Raw genomic sequence first — 603 nt, 5'->3', positions numbered from 1 at the left:
CTCGTCCAGCGAGCCGCAGACTTGCTGCAGGATGCGGGCGGCGCGCTCGGCGGGCATCGGGCCCACCCGGGCCATGACGGCGTTGAGGGGCTCGCCGGCGAGGTACTCCATCGCCAGGAAGAGCGTGCCGTCGGTGTCCTGGCCGAAGTCGTGGACGATGATGGTGTTGGGGTGCGTGAGCGCGCTGGCCGCCTGGGCCTCGCGCTTGAAGCGCTCCACCTGCCGGGGATCATCCGAGAGAGCGTGGCGCAGGATCTTGAGGGCCACATGGCGGCCCATGGGGAGCTGCTCGGCCCGGTACACCTCGCCCATGCCGCCGTCGCCCAGCTTGGACAGCAGCCGGAACCGGCCCGCCACCATGCGGCCCTGCCAGGGATCGGTCGCGGCCTCGGGCGCCTCTTCGAGGGCGTAGCCGCAATCCAGGCAGAATCGGGCGGCTGGCTCGACGCCAGCGCCACAGCTCGGGCACGTGTCCATGGCCGCCCATTTATCACCTGCCCGCGCCTTTGCAAACACCCCAGTCGCCCGAAACAGCCGTTTCCACTCAAGAATCACGATCCTGCCTACAAATCGTGCTTGCCGTCTCGTGTGGAGCCGTGGTAA

General features: G+C 68.8%; 1 protein-coding gene. It reads right to left on the bottom strand.

Going from position 1 to position 603, the window contains the following annotated elements; genetic code table 11:
• A partial coding sequence (locus KDM41_18555) for a protein kinase (protein ID MCB1185426.1) occupies positions 1-477 on the bottom strand: 477 nt, incomplete at its 3' end.
• Positions 478-603: the final 126 nt, after the last annotated feature.

It is taken from the genome of bacterium, assembly GCA_020440705.1.
Lineage (GTDB): Bacteria > Krumholzibacteriota > Krumholzibacteriia > LZORAL124-64-63 > LZORAL124-64-63 > JAGRNP01.
The sequence above is the reverse complement of the archived record's forward strand: the minus strand, read 5'-3'. Positions and strand labels throughout refer to the sequence as shown.